The organism is Faecalibacterium sp. (genome assembly GCF_052358865.1).
Lineage (GTDB): Bacteria > Bacillota > Clostridia > Oscillospirales > Ruminococcaceae > Faecalibacterium > Faecalibacterium butyricigenerans.
Map to the genome: position 1 here is coordinate 1 of NZ_DAWCVJ010000025.1, position 22,062 is coordinate 22,062.

Annotated in this window: 21 protein-coding genes; 12 read left to right on the plus strand and 9 right to left on the minus strand. The window is 54.7% G+C overall.

All coding sequences use genetic code 11. The features are described 5' to 3' along the window. The first annotated feature begins 190 nt into the window (after positions 1-190). The 9 genes from ACT8X9_RS05910 (at position 191) to ACT8X9_RS05950 (ending at position 8,635) form a co-directional block, all read left to right on the plus strand. The gene (locus ACT8X9_RS05910) at positions 191-508 is read left to right on the plus strand and encodes a DUF3847 domain-containing protein (RefSeq protein WP_444268416.1); all 318 of its coding nucleotides are present in this window, start codon (positions 191-193) and stop codon (positions 506-508) included. A 268-nt stretch (positions 509-776) separates the two neighbouring features. After that, positions 777-2,348 (plus strand): MobQ family relaxase, encoded by a 1,572-nt coding sequence (mobQ, locus tag ACT8X9_RS05915; protein ID WP_444268432.1) that lies wholly within the window; start codon positions 777-779, stop codon positions 2,346-2,348. 12 nt (positions 2,349-2,360) lie between these two features. Beyond that, positions 2,361-4,226, plus strand: a complete 1,866-nt coding sequence (locus ACT8X9_RS05920) for an AAA family ATPase (protein ID WP_444268417.1) — start codon at positions 2,361-2,363, stop codon at positions 4,224-4,226. Positions 4,227-4,332: 106 nt separating this feature from the next. Next, positions 4,333-4,521, plus strand: coding sequence for a transposon-encoded TnpW family protein (locus ACT8X9_RS05925; RefSeq protein WP_097779733.1), 189 nt, complete (start codon positions 4,333-4,335; stop codon positions 4,519-4,521). Between the two features lie 79 nt (positions 4,522-4,600). Next, on the plus strand, positions 4,601-6,214 hold the full coding sequence (locus ACT8X9_RS05930; RefSeq protein WP_444268418.1) for a helicase-related protein: 1,614 nt from the start codon (positions 4,601-4,603) through the stop codon (positions 6,212-6,214). Next, positions 6,211-6,543 carry a plasmid mobilization protein gene (locus ACT8X9_RS05935; protein WP_444268419.1) on the plus strand — a complete coding sequence of 111 codons (333 nt, stop codon included), beginning with the start codon at positions 6,211-6,213 and terminating at the stop codon, positions 6,541-6,543. Before ACT8X9_RS05930 ends, ACT8X9_RS05935 begins: the two co-directional genes overlap by 4 nt. 111 nt (positions 6,544-6,654) lie before the next feature. Next, the gene (locus tag ACT8X9_RS05940; RefSeq protein ID WP_055187087.1) at positions 6,655-6,933 is read left to right on the plus strand and encodes a hypothetical protein; all 279 of its coding nucleotides are present in this window, start codon (positions 6,655-6,657) and stop codon (positions 6,931-6,933) included. Positions 6,934-6,941: 8 nt separating this feature from the next. After that, on the plus strand, positions 6,942-7,199 hold the full coding sequence (locus ACT8X9_RS05945; RefSeq protein WP_444268420.1) for a hypothetical protein: 258 nt from the start codon (positions 6,942-6,944) through the stop codon (positions 7,197-7,199). Positions 7,200-7,252: 53 nt separating this feature from the next. Next, positions 7,253-8,635 (plus strand): relaxase/mobilization nuclease domain-containing protein, encoded by a 1,383-nt coding sequence (locus tag ACT8X9_RS05950; protein ID WP_444268433.1) that lies wholly within the window; start codon positions 7,253-7,255, stop codon positions 8,633-8,635. A gap of 52 nt (positions 8,636-8,687) precedes the next feature. On the opposite strand, the gene ACT8X9_RS05955 is transcribed toward ACT8X9_RS05950, so the two are convergent. After that, positions 8,688-8,882 carry a DUF3873 family protein gene (locus tag ACT8X9_RS05955; protein WP_044959886.1) on the minus strand — a complete coding sequence of 65 codons (195 nt, stop codon included), beginning with the start codon at positions 8,880-8,882 and terminating at the stop codon, positions 8,688-8,690. Positions 8,883-9,113: 231 nt separating this feature from the next. Here ACT8X9_RS05955 and ACT8X9_RS05960 point away from each other — a divergent pair, with 231 nt between their 5' ends. The 3 genes from ACT8X9_RS05960 to ACT8X9_RS05970 all read left to right on the plus strand — a co-directional run bounded on the left by ACT8X9_RS05960 (position 9,114) and on the right by ACT8X9_RS05970 (position 11,876). Next, on the plus strand, positions 9,114-9,446 hold the full coding sequence (locus ACT8X9_RS05960; protein WP_444268421.1) for a helix-turn-helix domain-containing protein: 333 nt from the start codon (positions 9,114-9,116) through the stop codon (positions 9,444-9,446). Between the two features lie 112 nt (positions 9,447-9,558). After that, entirely contained in the window at positions 9,559-10,071 is a 513-nt protein-coding gene (locus ACT8X9_RS05965) for a hypothetical protein (protein WP_143406045.1), read from the plus strand. Positions 10,072-10,538: 467 nt separating this feature from the next. After that, a complete protein-coding gene (locus ACT8X9_RS05970; RefSeq protein WP_117506318.1) occupies positions 10,539-11,876 on the plus strand; it encodes an FMN-binding protein in 1,338 nt (445 codons plus the stop codon). Positions 11,877-12,389: 513 nt separating this feature from the next. On the opposite strand, the gene ACT8X9_RS05975 is transcribed toward ACT8X9_RS05970, so the two are convergent. The 8 genes from ACT8X9_RS05975 to ACT8X9_RS06010 all read right to left on the minus strand — a co-directional run bounded on the left by ACT8X9_RS05975 (position 12,390) and on the right by ACT8X9_RS06010 (position 22,053). Next, the gene (locus ACT8X9_RS05975; RefSeq protein ID WP_444268422.1) at positions 12,390-12,899 is read right to left on the minus strand and encodes a ferritin; all 510 of its coding nucleotides are present in this window, start codon (positions 12,897-12,899) and stop codon (positions 12,390-12,392) included. A 568-nt stretch (positions 12,900-13,467) separates the two neighbouring features. Continuing rightward, positions 13,468-14,397, minus strand: a complete 930-nt coding sequence (trxB, locus tag ACT8X9_RS05980; RefSeq protein WP_291014457.1) for a thioredoxin-disulfide reductase — start codon at positions 14,395-14,397, stop codon at positions 13,468-13,470. Positions 14,398-14,411: 14 nt separating this feature from the next. Beyond that, complete coding sequence (trxA, locus tag ACT8X9_RS05985; RefSeq protein ID WP_005921771.1) at positions 14,412-14,735, minus strand: thioredoxin; 324 nt, start codon at positions 14,733-14,735, stop codon at positions 14,412-14,414. A 161-nt stretch (positions 14,736-14,896) separates the two neighbouring features. Then, positions 14,897-16,078, minus strand: a complete 1,182-nt coding sequence (locus ACT8X9_RS05990; RefSeq protein WP_444268423.1) for an FprA family A-type flavoprotein — start codon at positions 16,076-16,078, stop codon at positions 14,897-14,899. Positions 16,079-16,206: 128 nt separating this feature from the next. Next, complete coding sequence (locus tag ACT8X9_RS05995) at positions 16,207-17,070, minus strand: nitroreductase family protein (protein WP_117530190.1); 864 nt, start codon at positions 17,068-17,070, stop codon at positions 16,207-16,209. A 34-nt stretch (positions 17,071-17,104) separates the two neighbouring features. Beyond that, positions 17,105-18,148, minus strand: a complete 1,044-nt coding sequence (locus ACT8X9_RS06000; RefSeq protein WP_444268424.1) for a ribonucleotide-diphosphate reductase subunit beta — start codon at positions 18,146-18,148, stop codon at positions 17,105-17,107. Positions 18,149-18,158: 10 nt separating this feature from the next. Then, a complete protein-coding gene (locus ACT8X9_RS06005) occupies positions 18,159-20,675 on the minus strand; it encodes a ribonucleoside-diphosphate reductase subunit alpha (protein WP_444268425.1) in 2,517 nt (838 codons plus the stop codon). A gap of 166 nt (positions 20,676-20,841) precedes the next feature. Next, the gene (locus ACT8X9_RS06010) at positions 20,842-22,053 is read right to left on the minus strand and encodes an FprA family A-type flavoprotein (protein ID WP_005946385.1); all 1,212 of its coding nucleotides are present in this window, start codon (positions 22,051-22,053) and stop codon (positions 20,842-20,844) included. Positions 22,054-22,062: the final 9 nt, after the last annotated feature.

The following is a 22,062-nucleotide window of genomic DNA, read 5'->3' on the forward strand; positions in this document are numbered from 1 at the left end:
GAATATAGTTGATTTAGTATTGAAAAATGTAAATTTGAATCATCAACCAATATGTGATTCGGTTAATACTGCAAATATAAGTAAATTTCATTTTGATGAAAATGATCAAATGATTTTTTGAGTATCAGTATTGTTAAGCGAAAAATCTGTTGTAGTGCAGTCTAATGAGCGCAATAGGAGCGTGATGCCATTGACCCACCCCAAAACCGACCTTGCCTACCTCCGCAGTGAAAAAGCCAAAGCCGAACAGAAGCTGCGCTCTTGCCAGCACCGGGAGAAAATCCTTGAACGCCAGATGTCGGAACTGAATCGGAGAGAGCGTGTGCATCGTCTTTGTACCCGTGCCGGAATGCTGGAAAGTTTTCTGATCTGTCCGGGAGAATTGACCGACGATCAGGTGATGGAGCTTCTGAAAATCTCGTTCCGTCAACCGGAAGTCGTGCTGGCACTTGCAAAGATGGTGCATGATGTTCACGAACGCAGCAACGTCCAAAACCCTTTAGAATAAAGGGCGCAATTATACACCGTTCCGGTGAAATTGCGGTCTTGCAGACGGCTCGATGAAATCGAAGCTGGCGTTTGTGCGCCAGCCCGATTCCATCCCAAGGAAAACTGCATTTTCCTTGCGCTGCTTTGCAGCTATCCTTTTGCGGCTCCCGCCTAAGACCGAAGCGCATGGCACTCCGGTCCAAGGCGGCGAGCACAACCGAATACGATTCCAGACCGTTCACAAGAGCAATCTTGCTGGGCGGTCTTTTTGTTTGGGGGTGATGCCTATTCCGTGTCCGCATTTCAAAATTACCATCGTCAAGCGCAGCCAAGGGAAGTCCGCTGTTGCCGGGGCCGCTTACCAAAGCGGCGAACGGCTGTTCAGCGAGTACGACCAGAGAACAAAATTCTACAACAAGAAGAAAGAGCTTGTCCACGCCGAGATCATGCTGCCATCCTATGCGCCGCCCGGATATGCAGACCGGGCGACCCTCTGGAACGCCGTAGAAGCTGTGGAGAACCAGTGGAACTCCCAGCTTGCCCGGCGCATCGTGCTGGCGTTCCCGGTAGAGGTGCCGAAGGAACAGTATCTTCCCATGCTCAAAGAATTTTGCAACGAGCAGTTTGTTTCCAAAGGGATGATCGCTGACTTTGCCATCCACGACAAGGGCGATGGAAACCCACACGCCCACATTCTGCTGACCATCCGGGCAATGGACGAACACGGCAAGTGGCTCCCGAAAGCCCGAAAGGTATACGACCTTGACGAAAACGGTGAGCGCATTCGGCTTCCTTCTGGCAACTGGAAGTGCCACAAGGAAAACACTGTAGACTGGAACGACCAGAAGTACGCCGAAATCTGGCGGCATAGCTGGGAAACCATCACCAACCGCTATCTGGAAGCCGCTGGCAGACCAGAACGTGTTGACCTGCGCTCCTTTGAGCGACAGGGCGTCCAGCAGATACCGACCGTGCATCTCGGCCCCGCTGCACACCAGATGGAAAAGCGTGGAGTGGAAACCTTTCTCGGCAACCTGAACCGAGATATTCGAGCCGCCAACAGCCTGATGCAGTCCATCCGCAGCGCCATCCGTGGGCTGCAACGCTGGATCGCAGACCTGAACGAAAAGAAGCAGCTTCTTCTGGACGCTCTGGAAAAGGCGAAAGAGCCAACGCTATCCGACCTGCTGGTGGACTACTTCAACCTCCGCAACGAGCAGCGCAGCGATTGGTCTGGCAAGGCAAAACTGAAATGCACTGCCCGGGACTTTGAGGAAGTCAAACGGGCTGTGGACTATCTGAAAGCCCATTCCCTGAACACCATTGAGGATTTGAACCAAGCCATTGACAGCTTAAACCAGACCGCTGCTCCTCTCCGCGGGCAGTTGAAGCAGAACGAAAACCGTATGCGGACAATCGCCCAGATCAGGGACGCTGCTGCCGTCCATGCCAAGCTGAAGCCCATCCACGACACCTTTATCAAGAAGAACTTCAAGTTGACCAAGGACGCTTACGCCGCCCAGCACAAGGACGAGTTGGAATCATTCAACAAAGCCGTCCGCACTCTGATGAAGCTGAACGGCAGCACAGCGGTGGATTTTTCGGCATTGGATGCCGAATTTTCTGCGCTGCAATCGAGCAGCGCAGAGCTGCGCACCCAACTGGAAACCTTGCAGCCGGACATCTCTGCACTGAAAAATGTGCGAAAGTATATCGACATGGTGCTGAATAAGCAGCAGCTTTCCGCACCGGGCGGTAAGACCCCAGAGAAGGAATCGGTGCTGAAAAAGCTGGACGAAGCCAAGGCAGCGCAATTCCAGAAGAAAACCGAGCAGAAGAATCACACACAGGAGCTTTAAGGAGGGAGCAACATGACCTACACCCAAACCCAGATCGACAAAGCCAATGCGGTGGATCTGGAAAAATTTCTCCGGGCGCAGGGCGAAACGCTGGTGCGCAGCGGAAAAGAGTACCGCTGGAAAGCCCACGACAGCCTGACCGTCTGCGGCAACAAATGGTTCCGGCACAGCCAGAGCAAGGGCGGCTTTCCGGTGGATTTCGTGATGGAATTTTACGGCAAGTCCTTCCCCGAAGCGGTGCAGATGCTGACCGGAGAGCCGGGCGAAGCCCAGCCGGAGGCTGACCCCGCCCCCTCTCCGGCGTTTCGCTTGCCGCTGCGGAGCGTCACCAACGCCAACATCATGAATTATCTGACACAGGAACGGAAACTCAGTCCCTCGCTGGTGAACTTCTTCATCGCCGCCGGAGATATTTACGAAGACGCCGCCCACCACAACGTGGTCTTTGTGGGGCGAGATGCAGACGGGCATCCCCGCTACGCAAGCAGCCGTGGGATTCGGGAAAAGTTCCGGCAGGATGCAGCAGGTGCAGAAAAGGCGTTTGGCTTTGCCCATCGTGGCACCGACAAGCAGTTGCTGGTCTTTGAAGCCCCCATCGACTTGCTGTCCTTCATCGAACTGTTCCCGAAAAACTGGCAGCAGCATAATTATCTGTCGCTGGGCGGGGTGTCGGGCAAGGCGCTGCGGCAATTTCTCTCGGAACGCCCGGATGTGGAGCGGGTGTTCCTTTGTCTGGATGCCGACAAAGCCGGAGAGGATGCCTGCAAGCGGCTGGCGGGGCTGCTGCCGGACACCGTGAGCGTAACCCGCATCCAGCCCTGCATGAAGGACTGGAACGAAGTTCTTGTCCACCGGGCAGAGATCCAGAACCGCAATTATTTCAAAAGCATCGTGCTGAAAGAGCCGTCAAAACCGGAAACGGTGAAGATCATCCGCATGAGCGATGTGGAGCTGACCCCGGTGGACTGGCTCTGGAAACCGTATCTTCCGTTCGGGAAGTTGAGCGTGCTGCAAGGCAATCCCGGTGAGGGTAAAACGTATTTTGCCATGCACCTTGCCGCCGCCTGTACCAACGGAAAGCTGCTACCAAACATGGAACGGCTGGAACCGTTCAACGTGATCTACCAGACCGCCGAGGACGGTCTGGGCGATACGGTCAAGCCCCGCCTGATCGAGGCGGGTGCAGACCTTGACCGGGTGCTGGTCATTGACGACAGCGAGGTGCAGCTCACCCTTTCAGATGAACGAATTGAAAAAGCCATTGTTGAGAACAACGCACGACTGGTCATCATCGACCCGATCCAGGCGTATCTCGGTGCCGATGTGGACATGAACCGGGCGAACGAAGTCCGGCCCATCTTCATGCGGCTGGGACAGGTAGCGCAGCGAACAGGCTGCGCTATTTTGCTGATCGGGCACCTGAACAAAGCCGCCGGAATGCAGAGCCTGCAGCGGGGTCTCGGCTCCATCGACATTGCCGCCGCCGTGCGCAGCGTCATGTTCATCGGCAAGTTGAAGCACGACCCAACCATGCGCATCCTGACCCACGAGAAAAGTTCCCTTGCCCCGCCGGGTGTGTCGCTGGCGTTCTCTCTGGGGGACGAGGGCGGCTTCCGATGGGTCGGTGAGTACGACATTACCGCAGACGAGATGCTGTCCGGCATCGAGCCGCAGCGGGAAACCAAGACCCAGCAAGCCAAAGACCTGATCTGCACCCTGCTTGCCGGAGGAAAGCAGGTGCTCAGCGAGGACATCGACAAGGCGGCTCTGGAAAGGGGCATTCCCGGCCGAACCGTCCGAGATGCCAAACGGGAACTGGGCGATGCCCTGAAAAGCAAGATCGTGGAAGGCCGCAAGAAGGTCTTTTGGATGGAATAAGCCATTTGACTGGCAGAAAATTTTGGCTGGCAAGAAAATCATGGTACACCCACAGTTGCCAGTCTGCCAGCCAAATTTGGAAAATGACGATAAAAGGAGAAATCGAATGGAAAATCAGAATTCGAGTTATTCGGTGCAGATTGGCAAAACCACCTTTATTGTGTGCGTGAAGCAGTCCGAAACCGCCAAAAAACCGATTGAAAAGATGTTCAAGGATATGTGCAGACACGAGGTCACACGGGACTTCCTTGCAGACAACCTGATGAATTTAGAAAAATTACCGAAAACCTCTTGACGAAGTCCAGCCCGAAGGTACAGGGTATCGGGCGAGGACGAGATTTGCCAAGTTCTTCAATCTCCCGGAGCTGATGTCCATGTTCAAGGAGGTTGCGGACATTAAAACATCCGACCAGCTCCACTTGCCTGTGCCGGAAGCGAAGTTTGAGACCGTGGTGGCGAAACCGTCCGAAATTCAAAAGGAAATGGTGCAAGAACTGAGCAAACGTGCCGCAGATATCCACTCCGGCATCGTAGATGCGTCCGTGGACAATATGCTCTGCGTCACCAATGACGGCAGAAAAATTGGCTTGGACGTGCGCCTGATGAACCCCATGCTGCCGGATGACCCAAACAGCAAGCTGAACGTCTGTGTGCAGAACGTGCTGAAGATCTGGGAGGAGGGCAAAGACCAGAAGTTGACCCAGCTTTTGTTCTGCGACCTCTCGACCCCGAAAAACGATGGCAATTTCAACGTCTACGAGGATATTCGCAAGAAGTTGGTCGCTGCCGGTGTGCCGGAAAACGAAATCGAGTTTATCCACAACGCAGACACCGAAGCAAAAAAGGCGGCGCTGTTCTCCAAAGTGCGCTCCGGTGATGTGCGAGTTTTGCTTGGAAGTACGGCAAAAATGGGAGCGGGCACCAACGTGCAATCCCGACTTGTGGCGGTGCATCACTTGGACGTTGGCTGGAAACCCAGCGACATGACCCAGCGCAATGGTCGCATCATCCGACAGGGCAATATGAATAAGGAAGTCAAGGTGTTCAATTACGTCACGGAAGGGACATTTGACTCGTACTTGTTTCAGACCCTTGAGAATAAACAGCGATTCATCAGCCAAATCATGACTTCCAAATCTCCGGTGCGCTCCTGCGAGGACGTGGACGAGCAGGCACTTTCCTATGCGGAGATCAAGGCGCTGTGCGCCGGAAATCCGCTCATCAAGGAGAAGATGGACTTGGATGTGCAGGTCGCCAAGCTGAAGGTGCTGAAAGCCGACCACCAGAGCCAGAAATTCCGCTTGCAGGACAAGCTGCTGACCAAATTCCCGGCTGACATTCAGGAAACGAACGCCCACATTGCCGGGCTGAAATCGGATGCACAGCTTGCCGCCGCCCATCCGCAGGGCAAGGAGGAGTTTTGCGGCATGACCATCAAGGGCGTAACCTACGACGAGAAAAAGACCGCCGGTGAGCGTCTGGTGCTTGCCTGTTCCAAATTGCCCAACGCCGAAGAAAAAGTCATCGGCAGCTACCGGGGCTTTGAGCTTTCTCTGCGGTTCGATGCTTTCCGCACGGAGTATCAGGCACTTTTGAAAGGGCAACGGAAGTACACGGTGCCCTTGGGCACCGACCCGCTGGGCAACATCACTCGTCTGGACAACGCCCTGAACAGCTTCCCGGAGCGCATCACTGCCGCGGAGAATGAGTTGACCACCCTGCATCAGCAGCAGGCGGCGGCACAAATCGAGGTGGAAAAGCCCTTCCCTCAGGAGGACGAACTGGCAGAGAAGTCTGCACGACTTGCAGAATTAAACGCCCAGTTGGATGTGGACGAAAAGCACCATGAGCCGGAACAGGACGAGGAGGAACAGGAGGATGAGCCTCGCCGCCCCTCGGTGCTGGCGGCTCTGGAAGAAAAGTCGGATAAGCCGGAGCCGGTGAAGCCCTTCAAAAGCTATCTGGATAGGGACGGTGATGCCCGGTGAGGGAAAAGCGGAATGAAATCATTATCCTGAGAACCACAAAAGCCGAGAAGAACCGCATTTATGAGAAAATGCTGGGCATGGGCATCCGCAGCCTGAGTGCCTATATCCGTAAGATGGCACTGGACGGCTACTGCCTGAACCTTGATCTGCCGCAGTTGCGCCGGATGTCGTACCTGCTTCAGAATTGCAGCAACAATCTGAATCAGGTGGCAAAACGTGTGAATGAAAGCAATCAGCTTTATGCTGCAGACATTGAAGATTTGCGGCATCGGCTGGATGAGCTGATTGAGATTGGTCGGCAGATCCTTTCCCGGCTGGCTGAACTCTAAAATTTTTTCCCGCAGTTGGAGGACTGCGGGTGTACATATAATGCTTGACATCCTTGCAACGTAGTAGTCGATACCTTTATAATAAGGGCGAACAGAAAGGAAGTGCTTGATATGATGTCTATGCTGAAGAAAATTGTTCTTTTCCCGATTTCTCTCTTTGTGGCGTTTCTAGCTCTGATGGCAAGGTGGCTGCTAACCCTGTCCAGCTATGTAGTTGCTCCGCTGATGCTCTACATCTTCGGCTGCGGCATCTACACTGCTTACCGTCAGACTTGGAACCAGTTCTTCATCCTGCTGGTGGCCGAGTTCATCTGCTTCATCCTCTTTTTCGGTGCAACTGCCATCACCGAGGGCATCGGGCGTTTCAGTGAGTGGCTTGCAGAACTGTGAGGGATGCTATGAGCAAACAGAAGATAGAAGATTGTTATTTTGGACACAACAGCACGATTTTTTCTGAGATGCTGGGTGAGGATGAAGAGTATCTGCGACTGAAAAAAGCCAAACGAGCAGCTGAGGAAGCCTTGCAGAGCGTTATCAGCAAAGAAGCGTGGAATCAATATCTCGCCTTAGATGAAGTCTGCAATGAGTTGGAATGCGCCAGATACAAGGCAATGTATCTGGCGGGTGCTGCCGATTACGAAAAAATATCCAAATGATCTCAATGCCGCCTCCGGGCGGCATTTTTTCTTTGCAATAGGGGGTGATGGTGCTGGCAGCAACACGGCTGATTGCGCTGCACAAAAACAAGGGCATGACCGTTGCGGCCTGCCTGAAAAATCGCACGGACTATATTGAAAACCCGGACAAGACCGAGCAGGGGCAGTATGTCAGCAGCTATGCTTGTAGCGCCCTGACAGCAGATGAAGAATTTATGCTCACCAAACGGCAGTACGACCTTGTGAACGGACGAAGGCAGAAAAGCGATGTAATCGCTTATCAGATACGGCAGTCCTTCCGTCCGGGGGAAATCACCGCAGAGGAGGCTAACAAAGTAGGCTACGAACTGGCCATGCGTTTTACCAAGGGCAAGCACGCCTTTGTGGTGGCAACGCACACGGACCGGCAGCACATCCACAACCATGTGATCTTCAACTCTACGGCACTGGATGGCACCAAAAAGTTCCGGGATTTTTTCTTTTCAGCGTTGGCAGTGCAACGGTTGAGTGACCTGATTTGCTTAGAGCACCAGTTGTCTGTCATTGAGAAGAAGCCTTATCGGGAACGGCAGAAGCGTGTTCTCTATCCTCCCAAGGAAAGCAACAGGGACCGCCTATGCGGAATCATCGACACAATCCTTGCAGAAAAGCCGGGAGATTACGAAATGTTTCTGCAAAAGCTGGAACAGCAGGGCTATGAGGTGAAGCGTGGCAAGCACACGGCGGTGAAGGGCAAGGGGCAGAAACGCTTTATTCGATTCCAAACTCTGGGCACCGGGTACAGTGAGGAAGAAATCAAGGCAGTGCTGGAGGGTAAAGCGAAACATCAGCCGTACCAGAGAACGCTGCCCAAAGAACAGCCCTTCCAGTTGCTGGTGGATATTCAGGGGAAAATGGCAGAGGGCAAAAGTGTCGGCTACAAAAGGTGGGCGACCAAGTTCAACCTGAAGGAGATGTCCAAGACGCTGCTATTTTTACAGGAGCAGAAGATCAGCAGTGCCGAGGAACTGCGGGAACGTGCAGCGGCGGCAACGGAACGCTATCATGCCATGGGCGATTCCATCAAGGCGGCAGAAACGAGGTTGGCCGAAATCGCCGTCCTGAAAACCCACATTATCAACTATGCCAAGACTCGCCCGGTCTATGATGCCTACCGCAAGTCGGGGTACAGTAAAAAGTTTTTGGAAGCTCACCGGGAGGAAATCACCCTGCACAAGGCGGCGAAGGCTGCCTTTGACGAGGCAGGATTGCAAAAGCTGCCGAAGGTCAAGGAGTTGGATGCGGAGTTTGCAGAACTGCTGACCAAGAAGAAAGCATCTTACCCGGACTACCGCAAGGCACGGAACGAGATGCAAGAACTGGTTCGTGCGCAGAAAAACGTAGAACGCTTTTTTGCAGATGAAAAGGACACCACCGAGAAAACCCAGACTCGATAAACGAATACCGCCGAGGAGCTTTCCTACTTGGGAAGCGTCCTCGGCGGCTTTTTTAGTTTATGTAGCAGCGGTCCTGTTTTATAAGCCAATCTTCACACAGCCGCTGGGCCTCGTCCTTTGTGCAGCAGGTGCAGTTGAAAAGTTTGCCACGGATAGAACAGTAAGTGTAGTGTACCTTCGGGACTCCATTGGCATCTCGAAAATCAACGCAGCGTTCCTCACCGGGCAGCAGATAGATCGTATCCACGTTCAGCAGCTCCTTTTACCTTCGTTCATGTGCCAAGGGCACAACATTTGCTATTGTACCATGTGCCGTCCCAAAAGACCATTGCTTTTTTGACCAAAGATACGCACAAAAATTTTTCGTCCCAAAAGTATTCAGATGGCGTTGAGTAAACGCTATTGGATTGTGTATAACAAAAATTGCGACAGGTATGCTATTTGTGTGTAACAAACACAATTAGAATGTGAGGTCGCTATGAATACGCTTTTGGGTCAACGAATACGAGAACAGCGCAAGGAAAAAGGCTGGACGATTGAACAGTTTGCAGAACGGGTCGATTTGTCGGCAAATTATGTTGGAGATTTAGAGCGCGGAGTAAAAATCCCCAAACTGGAAACCTTTATCCGAATCGTAGAGGTGTTGGACGTATCTGCTGATGTGCTGATACGGGATTCCGTTTCATCCGCATCCCATGTGGCAGATGACGAACTGAGCAGAAAGCTGAGCCAGCTCACACCGGGGCAGAAGAAAGCTGCCATTGACATTCTGAATGCATACACCGACAACATTCCCTATATTACAAAATGACACCTATGTCAAAGAACGCCAGCAAACGTGCTGACGCTCTTTCTTTTTGCCCACAAATAGTCTATAATCAACACTATAAGAGTGCATATAACGCTAACAGTGAGTGTTTGAGGTGAACGACATGACAATCCTACCCAATATCGAAGAAGCAATGGAAGATGCCCGGAATGGAAAGCTGAGTCCGTATTGGCAGAACGACCTATACCGTGAATGTCACCGTCAGAAGTTATCGGACGAAGAACAGCAGGCTCTTTCGGAACTGGAGCGCATTTTGTCCGAAACTCCACAATGGAGCAGCGAAGAAGAATTGCATCATGACATGGCGAACATCGGCGGCAGAGTCTGGTACTGCCACTACTGGGAGGAACACTACTCCATGGTGCAGTTGACGGAAGATCGCAACGGCAGATTTAATACTGCCTACGTTCTGGACAGAAACACTTCCCCGGAAATGCGCCGGGAGGCTGCACTGCTGGCGCAGAAGGAGCTTGCGGAATGTATGCAGAAATGGGGCATTACGCTTCTGGATGCGCCTGTTCCTGAACAGATGAAGTACGATTCTCTTGCAGAAGCCGCTTCTCACCTCATGCAAGTTTTGAACGACCCAGAGCACATCACCGGGTAAAAAGCGTCCCGAAGGGATGCGCAGCCTGCATTGGAAAATGCAGATTAAAGGGGCTTGGGGCATTCCCCAACAAGCGTTTTGCAACGCAAAATAAGCAGATGTATATACGTCTGCACTGCTTGCTGGTACAATGTCATCGATGAAACAAAAATAGTTTCATCAAAGACGGTTATATGGTTGTGCCGATTTCCAAAACATAGTAATATTGAAGTACTAACTGGGGCTGAAAGTGGCAAAACTGCTTGCTTGGTTTCCATTCAGGAATTACTAACAGCGTAGACCGTCCGTTCGCTTCGTATACAGTCAGCGTCACAAATTGACACCAATTTATCATTCTTCACGAAGTATGTGCTAAAATCTCTTGACAGCACCTCACAAAATATGTTATCTTTTGTAAACATCCCTGAAAAGATATGACCTTTTCTGGGGACCGAACACAAACCGATTTTTCTCTGGAGGAAAGACCCATGAAACAGGAGATCATCCGCAAACTGAGCGCTGCCGTGGCCATGAGCCTCGTTGTTGGCGTCTCTCTGGCCGCCTGCGGCGGCGGCAGCAGCTCCACCGCCGCTGGTGTGACTAAGACCGGCTCTGCCGAAGGCTTTGGCGGTGCTGTCACCGCCACCCTGACCGTGGATGCCAACGGCACCGTTACCGACTGCAAGCTGGAAGGCGCACAGGAGACCGAGAGCATCGGCGGCGCTGCACTGGAAGAGCTGTCCAAGCAGGTCGTGGCCGCCAACGGCCCCGCCATCGACGGCGTTGCCGGTGCCACGGTGACCACCAAGGCCGTCCGGAAGGCCGTTGCCGCCGCACTGGGTGTGGAGCTGGCCGAAGAAGCCCCCGCCGACTCTGCTGCCGCAGCCCCCGCTGAGCCCGCCGCCATCGTCCCGGTGGAAGGCGGCATCCAGATCGGTCAGGCCTATGCTGCCGCCCACGGCACCAAGTGCTTCACCGAAGCGGTGGCTGTGGTGAAGGATGACGTCATCCTCGCCGCCTACCTCGACGATTTTCAGTTCACCAGCACCGATGCAGGCGTGACCGCCGTGCCCAACTCCGACTCCGACTTTGCCGCAGGCTACGCCGAGGGCAAGGTGCTGATGTCCAAGCGGGCCAACGCCGATTATTACAGCAAGATGATGGCTGAAAAGGGCGGCTCCACGGTCGCTCTGGATGCAAACTTCGACGCCATCCAGAACTTTGCCGTCGGCAAGACCATCTCCGAGCTGGAGGATGTAGCCGCCAAGGGTGCCGAGGCTGTGGACGCCGTCTCCGGCGCAACGCTGGTGGATACCGCCGGTTATCTCTCTGCCATCGTGGATGCCGCCAAAAACGCCCAGACCACGCAGGCCGTGGAGTTCAACGGCAGCTCCGAGGACCTGAAGCTGAATGTGGTCTATGGGGCCGCACACGGCACCAAGTGCTTCACCTCCGGCGCTGTCGCCACCGCCGGGGACACCATCGTGCTGAGCTACATTGACGAGTTCCAGTTTGCCGGTTCGGACGCCGGGGTCGTCGGTGTGCCCAACTCCGATTCTGACTTCGGCGCAGGCTACGCCGAGGGCAAGGTGCTGATGTCCAAGCGGGTCAACGCCGATTACTACAGCAAGATGATGGCCGAAAAGGCTGGTTCCACCGTTTCGCTGGATGCCAACTACGACGCCATCCAGAACCACGTGAACGGCATGAGCATTGCCGACGCCGAGGCTCTGAGCAAAGATGAAAAGGCTGTGGACGCCGTTTCCGGTGCCACGCTGGTGGATACTGCCGGCTACGTTGGTGTGCTGGTGGATGCCGCAAAGTAAGGCAAGAAAAATAACGTTCCTCTGAACACAGCAGCGCCCGCCGGGAGATCTCCCGGCGGGCGCTGCTTATTTATTATACTCTGCATGAGCCGCCTCCTTCCTTACGCAAACACGCCGAACAGCTTCGCCATCCGGGACAGAAGCATAAACAGCTGTGAGAAAAGAGACAGTGCCGATGCAGTTGTAGTAAGAAACGCCATTGTGCCTCTCGGAAAGGATTCAAAGTGCCACTAAATTTTCCCGTGCAGGCATCTGTCCCGCCGCTCTCAGACGTATTCCAGTAGTGCATTGCACGCCGGACAAAGCGCCCCGCCCCTTGTCCAATGCACGCCACAACAATACCGGCGCACCATGAGGGTAACGGTTTCGGTCTCCTTTTCCTGGTTCAAGTTCTGAAGTCTTTTCTGTTTTATACATAGTTAACCAGCACTAACCATCTGGTGGAAGAAAAGGCAGGCCACCTGTATGTAGTCTGCCTTTTGCCTGATGCGAAATCCCGCAGACACGCGGGGCTTACAGCACCAGCGAGGGCGCGGTGTAGACCCGTGCCTTCAGCTCGCTGTTTAGCATATACAGCCCCTTGCTGTCACCGCCGAACAGATCCATCTTGGTAATGAGGTCAGCGGCGTTCTTCTCCTCCTCACCCTGTTCCTTGATGAACCAGTCCAGCATCTGCATGGTGCGGAAGTCCCTGACCTCGTATGCGGCGGCGTAGATGGCATTGATGCTGGCGGTGACCAGCATCTCGTGTTCCAGTGCTCTTTTCAGCGGGGCCATGTGGTCGCCTCGTTCCCACTCCGGCTTTGCGATAGCCTCAAAGGTGACGCACTCGCCGTTATTCTGCAAATACTGACAAAACAGCATGGCGTGATCCCGTTCCTCCTGCGCCTGTACCCGGTACCAGTTCTCAAAGCCGTCCAGTCCGACGGCGGCGTAGTAGTTGGCAAAGTCCAGATACAGATAGGCGGAGTAGAACTCCTTATTGATCTGCTCGTTGAGCAGAAGAGATACGTTAGCGTTCATGATACTTCTCCTCCATAAGATTGTCTTTTCCTGCTCCCGGCATGGGGGCAGATATACCGTACCCAGAGCGATGCTGGGATGCTCCCTTTTCATCTCCAGGAACACCTGCTCCGCCTTGGGATGCTGCTGCAGCTCCGTTACGGCGGCCAATATCTCCTCTGCGTATTTTGGCATACCGCCAACTCTCCAAATGCAAGAATGAATCTTATTATTTTGCTTTTATTATACCTATATTTTTTTCTCTGTCAACAACCACAAAGGGCTTGTGCTCCAAAAGCTGCCTCGAAGCCGATTTTCTCAAATTATGTGACGCCGTCACAGTAAAACCGCTTGTCACGCGGTAATACTACGCATAAAAGCACAGCCGCAGAGTACATCTGTGGCTGTGCTTTGTGTTCAGTTGCTCACTGTTGTGTGGACTGGATATGGAGAGACAACATTTCTCCCGTTCTTACATGGGTTATCTTATCTGCCATCACTTTGGCAGTTTGCCTTGCAGATATGTCGGCATCCCCACTGCGGTCGTATCCGGCCTGACCTTAAACATGGCCTTTTCAATCCACCTCCCTTATCGGTTTTCCGCGATATATTTTTCCGCCATGTGGACTGCCACCGCGCCGTCCGCCACGGCGGTGACCACCTGACGGAGGGGCTTCGTCCGCACGTCGCCCACGGCGTAAACGCCGGGAATACTGGTTTCCGTGGTCTCTCCGGCCACGATATAGCCGCCGCCGTCCAGCTCCAGTTGACCCACCGCCAGCGCCGTGGCGGGCTGTCGGCCCACGCTGACAAATACGCCGTCGCAGTCCACCACGCTTTCCTCACCGGTGACGGTGTCCCGCAGGCGGACGCCGGTCAGCCTGTCCCCGGAAAGCAGCGCGGAAACGACACTGTTCCAACGGAATTCCACGTTTTCGGCCTGTGCCAGCGGCTCGTGATAGATCTTGGTGGCCCGCAGGGTGTCTCTGCGGTGGACGAGGATCACTTTTTTCGCCACGCGGCTGAGAAGGAGGGCATCTGCCGCGGCGGAATTGCCGCCGCCCACCACGACCACCGTTTTGCCCTTGTAAAACATCCCGTCGCAGGCGGCGCAGTAGGCCACGCCCCGGCCCAACAGCTCCGTCTCTCCGGCAACGCCCAGCGTTCTGGGGTCTGCGCCGGTGGCCAGCACCACGGTTTTCCCCCGGAAGATCCCCTCGCTGGTCTCCACGAGCTTGGGAACCGCCGTCAGATCCATGCGGAGAACTTCCGCGTATTCGCTGCGTGCCCCAAAACGCTCCGCCTGCTTTTGCATATTCTCTGCCAGAGAGAAGCCGTCGATCCCGTTCTCAAAGCCGGGGTAGTTGTCGATCTGCTCGGTCAGGGCCATCTGCCCACCGGCGGACAGTTTTTCCAGCACGATGGTGTCCAGCCCCGCCCGTGCCGCGTACAGGGCAGCGGTGTAGCCGCCCGGTCCGCCCCCCACCACGAGCATATCATAAACATGATTGTTGTTCATATCTGAACCCTCCGTTATTTCGCCAAGGCTTCCTGAATGAAACGGTCGATTTCTGCCTTTGAGCCGGGCGCGATGATGGAATCCACGGCCTTTCCGTTCCGGTACAGCACCAGAGTTGGGATGTCCTCGATCCCCTCGGCCCCCGCCAGCCGCGGCTCCTCGTCAATGTTGATCTTGCCGACGGCGAGGCTGTCCGCGTATTCCTCTCCGATCTTCTCATACGCGGGGCCGATCCTCCGGCAGTAGCTGCACCAGGGCGCCCAGAAATCCACCAAAACGGGCTTTTTCTCCCGGATCGCCTGCTCAAACTGCTCCTGATTCATGTTCATAGCTGCCATATCTGTCAGCTCCTTTCCTTTGTTTGGGTATTCTCAAGACTCCGGTCTCGCCCCACACCACATCGTGACCTCAACCTGAGATGACGGTACTCTGCCCTTGGGACATAAAGCAGATGAGTAAGACCATCATCTGTACGAAAATAGCTGCGGTTTGTTGCAGCTTATTCTGCGCAGAGCTCAGCCACCAGAGCGTCCATCTGCGCTTCGCTGGTTTGGTTCAATGCACCACGCAGAGACACTACCGTTTCGTAAAGGTGGATATCCTTCATCTCCTCCAATTTGGTGCGCATCAGCCGCGCGGCAGCAGGTGCCCAAGAGCCGTCTTCAATAAGGCCAACCCGGCGGTTTCGGAATCCCTTTGTCCGTAAATGTTCCAAAAACTCCCTCATGGGCGGAAACAGTCCTCCGTCATAGGTGGCGCTGGCTAAAACCAACTTCCCGCAGTAGAACGCACTGGCAACAGCGTAGGAAAGATCTGTCACAGTGAGATCACATATGTTGACCTGTACGCCTTTTTTCTCTAATTTACCCTTGAGGGTCTTCGCCGCATGGGCAGTATTTCCATGGATGGATGCGTGGGCAATCAGTATGCTCTCCGATTCTTCTGGTTCCCATTGTGACCAGAGATCATAGAGCCGCAGACACTCCTCCAGCCCTTCTGTAAGCACGGGACCATGGAGCGGGCAGATCGTTTTGATCTCCAGCGCGGAGATTTTTTTCAGCAGAGCCTGCACCTGTGCGCCATATTTCCCGATAATATTGTAATAATACCGTCGGGCCTGCGGCACCCAGGGGGCACGGGCAGTCCGTTCCAGTGAGCCAAAGCGTCCGAAGGCATCCGCCGAGAACAGGATTTTCTCCGTTTCCTCATACGCCGTCATCACCTCAGGCCAGTGTACCATCGGCGCCAGCAGAAAGCGCAGCCGGTGCAAACCCAAGGAAAGCGTATCTCTTTCGCCAACCTCCAGCATACGATCTTCCGACAACGCACCTGTGCCGAAGAACTGCTTGATCAGGGTAAATGTTTTCGCGTTTCCCACGATCTTCATCTCCGGGTACTCTTGAGCTATCCGCATGAGGCTGCCGGAATGATCCGGCTCCATGTGTGTGACCACAAGATAGTCGGGGTTGCGCCCCTCCAACACCTGCGCTACATTGGAAAGCCATTCTTCCGTCGCCCGTGCGTCCACGCTGTCCATCACGGCGATCTTCTCATCCAGAATGACATAGGAGTTGTAGCTCACTCCCATAGGCTGGACGGGGTACTGGTTTTCAAAGAGTGCCAATGTGTTATCATCCACCCCTACATAGCGGATGGCATCTGTTACCGTTTGGATAGCCATATAAAATATACCTCCTATTTTCCTTACTCAGACTCTGACTGATAGGTTCTTCTTTTCTAATGAAACATACGCTCAACCGCGGATCGACGGTCGCGCATTTTACCGTTGCCTTACTTCCCCCAGAGTCGTTACATGTGGTACACCGCAGCGGAGCGAAGTCCTTCCGGCAGGCCGTCGGGCGCAGCAGGTGAAAGTTCCCAGCGTACCTGCCCCGCCCACTGGGAGGCGACGGCGGAGAAGTGGAGCATGACAATACCGAGATCCAATGCGGCATCCAAATTATCGGTGTAGGCATCCTCCTGCTGCACCAAATAGATGCTGTGATCCTGCACAAGGAAGCCATAGGGCTGACGGTTGAGATAGCTGGGGGAGAGCGAAGCGGCGTAGATGGACTGCCAGAGCATATCGTCGTAGAAGTCCATCATCTCGTCAAGCCCAGACTTGTTGCTCCAGCTCCCCATGTGAACCAAATCGTGCACGCCCTTTTTGGGCGCGTAGTACTGCTGCTCGGCCCGCACATCGATCTGAGACATACTTAGGATATTCAGCCGCAGCTTTTTTGCGGTCTTTTCCCCGTAGCCAAAGGCAACGATTGCCGCCACCTCTAACGGGGTGGCGAGAGACAGTGCCTTTTTGATTTTGTCGCTGTCGGTGAAGGTCATCCAGCAGGTGTCAATGTCCAACTCAGTCAGCTTGAGGACGAGATCTTCCATCATGTAGCCGGCGTTGATGGCCGCATAGGAATGCGGGGCAGACATAAGGAGCAGGTAGTGCGGTGCTCCGATGAGAAATTGATTATAGCCCGCTGAGCTCTCCAGCGCCGGCTGTGCATCCTTGTCCAAGACGATCAACTCCGTTGCAATCTCCGGGACAAGACGGGGGCAGGTCTTTTCATAGTAGGATCGGAGCTGGCCGATAGCCTCGCTCGGAACTTCCTTTTCGCGGAATGCGTGAACGGATCTGCGATTTTGAATCATAGCGCTGTAATTCATAGTAGTATCTCCTATTCTGATGTCTTTGGTTTTCTTATAAATCGTCTATCAGTGCGGTGCTCTTGGCGTAGGCGGTACTGCGTGCCTCAAAGAAATCGGTCTTGACCATGTTGGCGTCGGCGTACTGGCTGACCCATTCCATGCTCTCCGGTTCGCTCTCAAAGCCTGGATACAATGCGGGATAGCCAAGGCTCGTCCAGCGGAGGTTGCCGAGATAGCGGATATAATCGCTAATCATCTGCCGGTTCAGCCCCGGAATGTCGTCGCCGATTACATAATGCCCCCATGCGATCTCCTGCTCCACGCCCTCACGCATCATCTCGCGCAGCGCTTGTATGCTCTCGGCGGTGAACAACTCCGGCTGCTCCTTTTGCAGCTCCGTGATGATATTGCGGAACAGCCACAAGTGCGTGTTCTCATCGCGGTTTATGTAGCGAATCTCCTGCGCCGAGCCGGGCATCTTCCCGTTTCGGGAGAGATTGTAGAAGAACATAAAGCCGCTGTAAAAATAGATGCCCTCCAAAATATAGTTTGCCATCATCACGCGCAGCAGCGTGGGAGCGTCCTTCCGCTCCTGGAACTCGTTGTAGCAGTCCCCAATGAAGGTGTTGCGGCGCAGCAGATGCTCGTCCGTTTTCCATTGGTAGAGGATGTCATTGCGCTCCACGGGGGAACAGATGGTGTCGAGCATATAGCTGTAGCTCTGTGAGTGGACACACTCCTGAAACGCCTGAATGGACAGGCAGAGATTGACCTCGTTGGCGGTAATGTAGGCGCCGATATTAGGCAGGTTCGCTGTCTGAATGGAATCCAAAAAGACAAGAAAACTCAGAATTTTATCGTAGGCGCTGCGCTCGGCTGACAGCAGGCGGGGATAGTCCTTCACATCCTGCGAGAGATTGATCTCCTCAGGGATCCAAAAGTTGTTCATGGCCTGCCGGTACCATTCACTGACCCAAGCGTACTTCATATTGTTGAAGTCATTGAGGTTGGTGGTATTGCCGCCGATCATGCGCCGCAGGCGCACATCAGGGGCGCCCTCCGGGTTAAAGAGGGGCTTTTTCTTCAGTTCCGTCATGCTATCCTCCTTATGACGAGCAGCTTTCGCAGGTCTCGACCTCAAGGGCCTTGCTGCGGACATAGTAAATGGTCTTGACGCCGGCCCTCCACGCCTCCAAATACAGTCTGAGCACCTGACGCATGGAATAGTCGTTGGTGATATAGAGATTCATGCTCTGCGCCTGGTCAATATGTCTCTGGCGAAGGCCCGCGGCGCGTACCGACCAGCTTTGGTCGATCAGATGCGCTGCCTTATAGTACCACCATGTGTCCATAGAAAGCTCCGGAGCAACGCGGGGCAGCATGCTGCCCTTTTTTTCCTCTAAAAAGAATTTCTTCATAATTGGATCTATGCCCGCCGACGTGCCGGAAAGGATAGATGTGCTGGAGGTCGGTGCGACCGCCAGCAGATAGGCGTTGCGCATTCCCTGCACCGCCACCGTTTTCGCAAGCGCCCGCCACTTTTCGGAGGTATAACCCCGCTTTTCAAAATACGCGCCTGTCTGCCAGTCGCTGCCCTCAAAGAGCGCGTAACGACCCTTTTCCCGTGCCAGAGCTGTGTCCGCCTTGACAGCGGCGTAGTTGATGAGCTCGAACACTGCGTCGGTGAAGGCAAGGTGCTCATCGCTCTCCCAGTGGATGCCGCGCTTTGCCAGCATGTGGTGGTAGCCGCTGACGCCCAGGCCGATGCTGCGGTACTTCTGATTGGTAAGCCGCGCGTATTCCAACGGGTAGAAGTTGAGGTCGATCACATTATCCAGTGCGCGGATGGCCGTTTCCACCGTGCGTTCCATATAGGCCTCGTCCTCCACCGGCAGATTACCGAGAGACAGACTCGCCAGGTTGCAGACCACAAACTCACCTGGGCGTGTGGCCGTCACCACTATTGTGTCGCCGTTCTCCGTGTGCACCTCAGTGCTGATGTGCTCGATGGGCGCCATGTTCTGCGCGATCTCCGTACAGAGATTGGAGCAATAGATCATTCCCGTGTGGCCGTTTGGGTTCATATGATTTACACTGTCGCGATTGAAAGCGAAGGGCGTGCCGGTCTCCACTGCCGATCGAAGCACCAGCCGCACGATGTCCTTGACGGTGACGCTGCGCTTTTCGATGCGCGGGTCATTGACGCAGTCCAGATACCGCTTCTCCCATTCTGTACCCCAGTAATCCTCCAGTGCGTAGCCCTTGACCGTGAGGATCTCATGCGGACACATGAGATGCCACGGCGCGTCTATGTTCTCCTCCGCCAGTCGCCAGAAGAGATCCGGATAGCACACGGCGGGAAACACATCATGTGCCTTCATGCGGTCGTCGCCGTTGTTGGTGCGCAGTTGAAGGAATTCCGGCAGGTCCCGGTGCCATGCGTCTAAGTAAACCGCCACAGCGCCCTGCCGCATCCCCAACTGATCCACCGCCACGGCGGTGTCGTTGACCAGCCGGATCCAGCGGATAACACCGCCCGCCGCCCCTTGAAAGCCGCGGATGGTGCTGCCTGCAGCGCGCACCTTACCGAAGTACATCCCCATTCCACCGCCGAATTTAGAGACCTTTGCGAAGTTGTCCAGCGAGCGGTAGATGCCGTCCAGACTGTCCGGCACAGTGTCCACAAAGCAGCTTGAAAGCTGATGGTAGGGCTTTCGTGCGTTGGACATGGTAGGTGTCGCCATTGTGACCTCCATACGGCTGAGCATATCGTAAAAGCGTTTTACCCACCCCATGCGGTCAGAGCCTTCGTTCATAGCAAGATGCAGCGCGATACCCAAAAACATCTCCTGCGGTGTTTCCAGCGGCACGCGGCTGCGTGACTGGATCACATAGCGTTTGAGCAGCAGGTCAAGGCCGGAATAGGTGAACAGCTCGTCCCGTTCCGGGCAGAGAAAGTCCTCCGCCATGGCAATCTCCTCGTGGGTATAGTGGGCAAGGATATAGTCACCGTAGAGTCCCTTATCCGTCAGATAGCGAAGCTTGCCATAGAGGTCGCCGACGCCACGCCCCTCCCATTCCTGTGCGTTGCGACAGCGAAAGGAGTGGTTCAGAAGCCGCGCCGCGATGAACTCCCACTTGGGTGCCTCTGCCGTAGTCAGCTCTACCGCCGCCTTGGTCAGTGCCTCAGCCCGCTCATCCTCCGTCATGCCCAGGCGACAGAAACTCTCAAACTTCATTTGAAGCGCCGTGAGGGAGTAGACTTCCTCAGTAAAATCCATCTGGATGCGGCGCAGCACCTCGTCAAGCGAGTCATCCCCCACCGTCCGCGCGATGGTCTGCCGGACACGGCGCAGCGCAGACCGCTTTTCGCGGTAGAGGATGTACGCCTTGGCCACCTCATAGTGTCCGCGCTCCATGAGCGTTCGCTCCACCTCGTCCTGCACACGTTCTACGGTGAGCGGCACTGTGACGGAGAGATTGTTGAGAACAGTGGCGAGGATCTCATCCATCTCTCTGCTCCCGATCTCCTTGCCCTGTCCGTCAAACGCCTTTTTCATGGCGTTGAATATTTTCTCCTGTTGAAAGGGAACAGACTCCCCGTTTCGTTTTCTGATCTCCATTTCGATCCTCTCATCTTCTCCGGTCACTTCTCATGTCCTTTTGGGCAAAGAGCGGGCAAGCGCAGTATCACGCTTGCCCGCTCTGTTTTTGAAAGCCGGTTTTTCTGCAGCCGACGCGGCGGGGCTGTTTGTTGTCTGTTGTCTTGGTTTTGGCTTTCCTTGCCAGTTACTTCATAGATTCCAGAATGGCGTCCGCCAGTGCTTCCAACTCAGTGCGCTTGTCCGTGCCCATGGACGAGGCGAGACTGAGCCGCTCGTTGAGCACCGTCATGTTCTTAAGCTCATTGTTGACGAATTTCTGCATGAGGTCACCGGACTTCACCGCCCATGAGCCGTTTTCAATGATGGCAAAGGTGCGGTTTTGCAGATTCAGTGCCTTCATATCCATGAGGAAGTCATGCATGGCGGGGTAGATGCCGAGGTTGTAGGTCACAGAGGCCAGGACAATGTGACTGTACTTAAACGCCTCGGAGATCAGCTGGGAGACATGAGTGGAGGACACATCGTACATCGCCACCTTGCTCATGCCCTTATCGCAGAGCGAGGTCGCCAGCGCCTGCGCCGCGTTCTCCGTGTTGCCATACATAGAGGCGTAGACGATGAGCACACCCTGGGTTTCAGGGGCATAGCGGCTCCATGTGTCGTACTTTTCGATGAACCAGCCCAGATCCTTGCGCCACACGGGGCCGTGGAGCGGGCAGATGTACTTGATCTGATCCAAAACGCCGCCGGCCTTTTTCAGCAGGAGCTGGATGTGGGGGCCGTACTTGCCCACGATGTTGGTGAGGTAGCGGCGGGCGTCGTCCAGCCAGTCCCGCTCGAAGTCCACCTCGTCGGCGAACAGCTTGCCGTCCAGCGCGCCGAAGGTGCCGAAGGCGTCGGCGGAAAAGAGGACGCCGTCGGTGACGTCGAGGGTCACCATGGCCTCCGGCCAGTGAACCATAGGCGCGCCCACAAAGGTGACGGTGTGCTTGCCGAAGGAGAAGGTGTCGCCCTCCTTCACCTCGATGCACTCATGTCCGTCCACATGGAAGCCGAACTGCCGCATGAGCATGAATGCCTTCTCGTTGGAGATCAATTTCACCTTGGGATGGCGCAGCAGGATCTCCTCGATGCAGGCGGCGTGATCCGGCTCCAGATGGTTGACCAGCAGGTAGTCCAGCTCGCGGCCATCCAGCACATACGCCAGATTTTCCAAAAGCTGGCGGCAGGCAGACCAGTCCACCGTGTCAAAGAGCACCGTCTTTTCATCCAGCAGGCAGTAGGCGTTGTAGCTTACGCCCCGGGGAATGGGAAAGCAGTTTTCAAACAGGGCCAGGCGATGGTCGTTGGCGCCCACCCAGTAGAGGTCGTTCGTTACTTTACGCACGCAATACATCTTATCTTG